Source organism: Henriciella sp. (genome assembly GCF_049649345.1).
In the GTDB taxonomy this organism is placed as follows: Bacteria; Pseudomonadota; Alphaproteobacteria; order Caulobacterales; family Hyphomonadaceae; genus Henriciella.
Genome location: NZ_JBARZC010000566.1, coordinates 1 through 5,721, shown reverse-complemented (window position 1 = coordinate 5,721; position 5,721 = coordinate 1). Strand labels below are relative to the sequence as shown.

9 protein-coding genes are annotated in these 5,721 nt (G+C 59.1%); 5 read left to right on the top strand and 4 right to left on the bottom strand.

From position 1 onward, the window contains the following. Positions 1-338, bottom strand: a 338-nt coding sequence (locus WA989_RS15705; RefSeq protein WP_424341422.1) for a MarR family winged helix-turn-helix transcriptional regulator, incomplete at its 3' end; no start/stop codon positions are given. Between the two features lie 56 nt (positions 339-394). Here WA989_RS15705 and WA989_RS15700 point away from each other — a divergent pair. The 4 genes from WA989_RS15700 to WA989_RS15685 all read left to right on the top strand — a co-directional run bounded on the left by WA989_RS15700 (position 395) and on the right by WA989_RS15685 (position 3,355). After that, positions 395-1,279 (top strand): branched-chain amino acid aminotransferase, encoded by an 885-nt coding sequence (locus tag WA989_RS15700; RefSeq protein ID WP_424341421.1) that lies wholly within the window; start codon positions 395-397, stop codon positions 1,277-1,279. A gap of 171 nt (positions 1,280-1,450) precedes the next feature. Then, positions 1,451-1,987 carry a hypothetical protein gene (locus tag WA989_RS15695; protein WP_424341420.1) on the top strand — a complete coding sequence of 179 codons (537 nt, stop codon included), beginning with the start codon at positions 1,451-1,453 and terminating at the stop codon, positions 1,985-1,987. Then, entirely contained in the window at positions 1,974-2,363 is a 390-nt protein-coding gene (locus tag WA989_RS15690) for a phage holin family protein (protein WP_424341419.1), read from the top strand. The genes WA989_RS15695 and WA989_RS15690 overlap by 14 nt, the downstream gene beginning before the upstream one ends. Further along, the gene (locus WA989_RS15685; protein WP_424341418.1) at positions 2,360-3,355 is read left to right on the top strand and encodes a DUF3618 domain-containing protein; all 996 of its coding nucleotides are present in this window, start codon (positions 2,360-2,362) and stop codon (positions 3,353-3,355) included. Before WA989_RS15690 ends, WA989_RS15685 begins: the two co-directional genes overlap by 4 nt. A gap of 414 nt (positions 3,356-3,769) precedes the next feature. Here WA989_RS15685 and WA989_RS15680 read toward each other — a convergent pair whose 3' ends face one another. Then, positions 3,770-4,405 carry a peroxiredoxin gene (locus WA989_RS15680; RefSeq protein WP_424341417.1) on the bottom strand — a complete coding sequence of 212 codons (636 nt, stop codon included), beginning with the start codon at positions 4,403-4,405 and terminating at the stop codon, positions 3,770-3,772. A 123-nt stretch (positions 4,406-4,528) separates the two neighbouring features. On the opposite strand from WA989_RS15680, the gene WA989_RS15675 reads away from it, so the two are divergent. After that, positions 4,529-5,044: a SixA phosphatase family protein gene (locus WA989_RS15675; protein WP_424341416.1), complete on the top strand. Its 516-nt coding sequence runs from the start codon at positions 4,529-4,531 to the stop codon at positions 5,042-5,044. Between the two features lie 108 nt (positions 5,045-5,152). Here the strand turns inward: WA989_RS15675 and WA989_RS15670 are convergent, their stop codons facing one another. Both WA989_RS15670 and WA989_RS15665 read right to left on the bottom strand, forming a co-directional pair. After that, positions 5,153-5,341, bottom strand: coding sequence for a hypothetical protein (locus WA989_RS15670; RefSeq protein ID WP_424341415.1), 189 nt, complete (start codon positions 5,339-5,341; stop codon positions 5,153-5,155). Positions 5,342-5,533: 192 nt separating this feature from the next. Next, positions 5,534-5,704, bottom strand: coding sequence for a DUF2256 domain-containing protein (locus tag WA989_RS15665; RefSeq protein ID WP_424341423.1), 171 nt, complete (start codon positions 5,702-5,704; stop codon positions 5,534-5,536). Positions 5,705-5,721 lie beyond the last annotated feature (17 nt).

The following is a 5,721-nucleotide window of genomic DNA, read 5'->3' as shown; positions in this document are numbered from 1 at the left end:
AGCCTGCGGCGCCTGGCATCGCGTCCGCCCTGTTTTTTCTCGATCAGGTCGCGCTTGTCGAGCTCGCCGAGGATGCGGGCGAGGGTGGGCGTCGTCGCGCCGATCTCGTCTCTCAGTTCGCTGACGGTGAGGTTCGGCCGGAAGCGGATTGTCATTAGCAGTCTGAGGCCCGGCATGTTGAGACCTGTGCCGGACTGGGTGCGGCGAAGCGCCTCTGCAATGGCCCGCTCACTGGCCAGTAGAAGCGCTATACCATTGTCGAGCTCTTCCTCCCTGAGAAAGAGCCGCGGATCGACCCGCCCCGTTTCGCCCGGCTTCTGGTTGACTTCGGATGCCACAGTCTGAGAATGGAGCGGTTTTCAGTAAGAAGTTCAAGCGAGGACGGAATAAAATCATGGCAAGCCAAGCCTATCACGATCGCGACGGTGTCATCTGGATGGATGGCGAATTTGTCGACTGGCGTGAGGCGAAAGTGCACGTCCTGACCCATGGGCTTCACTACGCCTCCGCCGTGTTTGAGGGCGAGCGCGCCTATGGCGGCCAGATTTTTGAATCGCGCCGGCATTCAGAGCGCCTGCACCATTCCGCGCAGGAGCTTGGTTTCGAGATCCCGTTCACGGTCGACGAGATTGAGGCGGCCAAGGTCGAGGCGCTGGCAAAATCAGGCCTCGATAGCGCCTATGTGCGTGCGATTGCCTGGCGCGGGTCAGAGATGATGGGCGTGTCGGCCCAGAACAATACGATCCATCTGGCCATCGCTGTCTGGCATTGGGGCGACTATTTTGCCGACAAGATGAAGGGCATCGCGATGACGCATGCCCAGTGGCGCCGCCCCGATCCAAAGACTGCGCCTTGCAAGGCCAAGGCGGCCGGCCTCTACATGATCTGTACGCTGTCGAAACACGCCGCCGAACGTGAAGGCTATGCCGATGCGCTGATGCTCGACTGGCGCGGTCATGTGGCCGAAGCTACGGGCGCGAATATCTTCTTCATGCGCGATGGCGCGCTGCATACGCCAACGCCGGACTGTTTCCTGAATGGTATTACGCGCCAGACGGCGATAAAGCTTGCCAAGGCACGCCAGATTGAAATTGTCGAACGCACGATCCTGCCGGAAGAACTGTCGACCTTCTCTGAATGCTTCATCACAGGCACAGCGGCGGAGATCACACCGGTCCGCCAGATTGGCGAGGTGGATTACAAGCCGGGCGATGTGACCGAAGCGCTGGTGACCGACTATTCAGACCTGGTCAATGGCAAGATCATGATGCCAGCGTGATCAACTCCTGTGTAATCAGGGTCTTGGCTGAACAGGTGCGAAACGGACAGCTGCAGCTACAGGCCTGACAATCCGAAAACGAGAATTTTTTAAGAAAGGGCGCTGAACAACAGCGCCCTTTCGGCGTTGTAGCTGTTGAGGAGGTGGGGGAGCCAAAAGGAGAACCCTATCATGACTGATTTTACCACATCCGGTGAAAACGTCTCAGGAGCCAGCGCAGAAAGCCGCAATGACGACCTGAAGACCAAGACCGAAGATCTTGCCAAAGAAACAAAGGATGTCGCGAAAGCCAAAGCATCCGAATTCAAAGACAAGGCTGATCGCGAAGCCAGGTCGCGGACCGAAACGGCAGGCGAAAGGCTGGAACGTGTCAGCCGCAGCCTCGACCGCTCGGCCGACGATCTCGAGAATGACGAAGAGTGGGCTGCAGATGCGTTGCATACAGCGGCTGGCCAGTTGTCCAATTTCGCCCAGTCGATCAAGGGCAAGTCGCTGAGCTCAATGGCTGGTGATGCCCGCACACTCGCCCGCAAGGACCCAGGCCTTTTTTATGGCGCTTGCGCCGCTGCCGGTCTGGCGCTCGGACGTTTCATGACGGCCACCGCGCCGAAGCCGCAAACGGCTGAGCCAGAAGCAGATTCGGCACCTACTCCGGCGATCAAGCCAGAAACCCCGAAAGCCAATGGAGACAATTATGGAGTCCGCTGAGTCCAAATCCACCCCGCAACTTATCCGCGAAACCTTCGGGCAAGTGTCGGACATCCTGCAGAAGGAGGTCCGCCTCGCCCGCGCCGAATTCAAGGAAGGCATGGGCAATATCAAGAGCGGTCTGACCATGACCGTCCTCGGCGCAGCCTTTGCCATTTCCGGCCTGACCGTGCTGCTCGGCGGCATTGCTGTCGGTCTTGCCAGCGTCATGTCGCTATGGCTCGCGGCGGTGATTATCGGCGTTGCGTCGCTGCTGATCGCCCTAATCGTCATCAATATGGGCTCATCGCGCCTCGACCCGGGTGAACTCGAACCCGAGCGCACCGAGAAAACGATGAGTGCCAATGTCAAACTCGCCAAGGAACACCTGTCATGAGTAAATCCCCAGAACAACTTGAAAAAGAAATCAAAGAAGAACGCGCCCAGGCGGACGCCAATCTCGAAGAACTGGAAGAGCGCCTGTCGCCCGGCCAGATCCTCGACGACTTTCTGAAATCAGCCGGTGACGGCCCGAAGAAATTCGTCGGCGAGCTTGCCGCTCAGGTTCGCGACAATCCGGTCCCTACCGCTGTTACAGCGGCCGGCATGGCCTGGCTCGCTGCGGCATCACAATCGTCCAAAAGTCATAAACGGGCCGCTGACGTGCCCGCGGCCAAGCGCTGGACACCAGAGGACCATGCGACCCTCAACCGCTATAACCGGATAGGGGCGCTTGAACTCCAGAACCGCCGCTTTGCCGACGAGAGCGATGATGCATTCGCCCGGCGACGTTATTATGCGCAGGCCGGAATCCTCGAAATCGAAAACGAGGATGGCGAAGACTTCGAAGCGTTCAAGGAACGGGTCGATGAGGCTGCACACAAGACCAAGGAAGCGGCCGGCGATCTGCTCAACCGCATTGAAGAGGCCGGCGAGGCCGCAGCCAGTACGATCGCTTCAGCCGGTCAGGGTGTTGCCGATGCAGCCGCTTCTGCCGCTCATGGCGTTGCAGGCGCTGCCAGAACAGCAGCGGGCTCGGCCCAGCATGCAGCCTCCGGCGCCGGTCATGCTGCCGCCAATGCAGGCCGCGGCATAGCCGGTGGCATGTCATCGCTCGGCGATACGGCCAGCGACGCGGCAGCCCGTGCCCGCCAGTTCGAACGGGAGAATCCGCTGATTGCAGGAGCGCTGGCTTTTGCAGGCGGGGCGCTTCTGGGCGGACTTGTGCCAAATACCCGCGCTGAAAACGAAATGGCCGGGCCTCAAGCCGACAAGCTTCGGGGTGACGCGAAAGAGCGCGCCAGCGCTGCTGCGCATGAAGCGCTCGATGAGGCGCGCGACACGGTGCGCTCTGTCGACGGCGACGCCGGAAACAGGTTGCACCACTAATCCATCCGCATCAGGCCCGCCCGACAAGGCGGGCCTTTTGTCATCGCCGATCAAGCGCTGGGCCTGCCGGGCCTGATGCGCCGGCGAGAGGCCGGATGCCCGATCAGATTAGCCGGAAGGCTTCGCTCCGCCCGTTTGATATGCTATAGTGGCAGCCGGAATAGAGAGGTACGTCATCGCTCCCAAGCCCAAGAAAAAGATACAGCATCAAGCGCTGCAACGCGTCAGGCTGTTGCGCGCCATATACGGACAACCGCAAACCCTGCGCACGAGGTTTGGCCTCAAACGCCGCAAGCTGAGCAAGGGCCAGAAGCTGTTGAAGCTTTTGAGGGGATAAGCGGGAATGACTGATAAAAAGAAAACCGCGCCGGTGACCGGCGCGGTTTCTTTTTGCGAGGCGCTCTTAAGAGCCGCTTATTTGTTAGGTTGCGGCGTCACGCGCAGATAGGGTTTCACCTTGGTATAGCCCTTCGGGAAGAGCTTGTCGGCATCTTCATCCGACACGCTTGGCACGATAATCACATCGTCGCCCTGTTCCCAGTTCACAGGGGTCGCGACCTTGTAATTGTCCGTCAGCTGCATCGAGTCGATGAGGCGCAGAATCTCATTGAAATTCCGGCCGGCGCTCGGCGGATAGATGATCGAGGCGCGGATCTTCTTGTTCGGGTCGATCACATAGACGGCGCGCACGGTAACTTTCGGGTCGGCCTTCGGGTGGATCATATTATAGAGGGTCGCAACCTTGCGGTCAGGATCGGCGATCAGCGGGAACTCCACTTTCGCGCCTTGCGTCTCTTCAATGTCCCCGATCCATTTCTTGTGGTCTTCAAGGCCGTCTGCTGAAATCACGATGGCCTTGGCGCCGCGCTCTGCGAGTTGATCCTTGAGTTTGGCTGTAAAGCCGAGTTCGGTCGTGCAGACAGGGGTGAAGTCGGCCGGGTGCGAAAAGAACACCACCCAGTCATCACCGATCCAGTCATGAAAACTGATCTTGCCTTGTGTTGTTTCGGCTTCAAAATCAGGGGCTGTGTCACCGAGCAGAAGGCTCATGGAAATCTCCATCAATTACGTTATCTTGCGCCCATAGATGGTCCGGACATGATCTGCCAACAAGCTTAGCGGACTTATCCCGGTGTTTAATTTTACTAAGGCCCGAAGGATGTTTGCTTTTCGATGAAACGCCTGATCCTCATGCGTCATGCCAAGACTGAGCCGTGGAATGACGGGATCAGTGACCGCGACCGCATGCTGGTCGAGCGGGGCCATTCGGACGCAGCGCAGATGGCATTGGCGCTGAAAGAGCGCGGATGGGCGCCTGACAAGGCGCTGGTTTCCTCAGCCCGGCGCACGCGTGAGACCTGGCGTTATGTGCGCGAGGCCTTTCCGGACTGCAAAGGGACTGTCACGGATGACCTCTATCTGGCCGGCATTCCGGCCATGGAAGGTCTGGTCGGGCTGGCCGCGGCGGAAGCCGAATGCGTGATCCTGATCGGCCATAATCCTGGGGTTCATGATTTTGCCTGCGAGATCCTGCGCCAGGCCGGCAGCGAGGACCACAGGGCGGCGATCAAGCTGGCGGAAAAGTATCCGACCGGCGCCGCGGCGCTTTTTGAATCACCTGAGAACGACCCGTTCATTCCGGTCTACTTCAAGCTGGTGGACTTTCTCCGGCCAAAGTCGCTGGTCTGATCATCCCTGCCGGAAATGTTGAACCGCCCTGCCGGGCGGGGCAGGGCGGTTCTCTGAAGGGGACAGCCGGACCGGCGCAAGGAGTTGTCCGGCTATCCCTCATTCGCATCAGCTGCGGTTCGCCCGCCGGGACAGTCTGCGCCGGCGAAGGACGAGCAGGCTGGGTTTCCAGGCTGCCTCGTTGTCATTGGCCGGTGCCTTGGTGGCGAAGCCATTTGCGGTGGCTTGTGGGGCCGTAGACAGGACCTCGACCGATTGGGCCGGGGTGTGGGAGCTCTGGGAGGCGAGCGGTTGCATCTGAATTACTCCTTCGTTGCAAATAGCCGGTCTTTTTGCCGGTCTGTTTTTCGGGGCTTGGCCTATCCGCGCCGCCGATGAATTGAAGTTAGTGAAGGAATTATCGAAAATCAATAAGTATTTTGTGAAAAACGACGAAACTCAATAAAATCAAGGCGATATTTTTATTGTTTTTCGATGAATCGGCGGGAATCAGCGCGTCCGGGCCGCTCGCCGGCACCTTTCAGAGCAATATTTCACCTCATCCCAGACCTTTTCCCACCTCTTGCGCCAGTCAAAAGGCCGCTCGCAGACCGGGCAGGTCTTGCTCGGCAGCGTCCGCTTTGAGAGTCGCGGTCTTCCCTTAGCCCTTGCTTTTGCCATGAGGAGCCTCCTTGCTG

Excerpts from the sequence above, each read along its gene's own strand:
- WA989_RS15680 (WP_424341417.1), bottom strand. The coding sequence starts at position 4,405 with ATGAGCCTTCTGCTCGGTGACACAGCCCCTGATTTTGAAGCCGAAACA.
- WA989_RS15685 (WP_424341418.1), top strand. The coding sequence starts at position 2,360 with ATGAGTAAATCCCCAGAACAACTTGAAAAAGAAATCAAAGAAGAACGC.
- WA989_RS15665 (WP_424341423.1), bottom strand. The coding sequence starts at position 5,704 with ATGGCAAAAGCAAGGGCTAAGGGAAGACCGCGACTCTCAAAGCGGACG.
- WA989_RS15670 (WP_424341415.1), bottom strand. The coding sequence starts at position 5,341 with ATGCAACCGCTCGCCTCCCAGAGCTCCCACACCCCGGCCCAATCGGTC.
- WA989_RS15675 (WP_424341416.1), top strand. The coding sequence starts at position 4,529 with ATGAAACGCCTGATCCTCATGCGTCATGCCAAGACTGAGCCGTGGAAT.
- WA989_RS15690 (WP_424341419.1), top strand. The coding sequence starts at position 1,974 with ATGGAGTCCGCTGAGTCCAAATCCACCCCGCAACTTATCCGCGAAACC.
- WA989_RS15695 (WP_424341420.1), top strand. The coding sequence starts at position 1,451 with ATGACTGATTTTACCACATCCGGTGAAAACGTCTCAGGAGCCAGCGCA.
- WA989_RS15700 (WP_424341421.1), top strand. The coding sequence starts at position 395 with ATGGCAAGCCAAGCCTATCACGATCGCGACGGTGTCATCTGGATGGAT.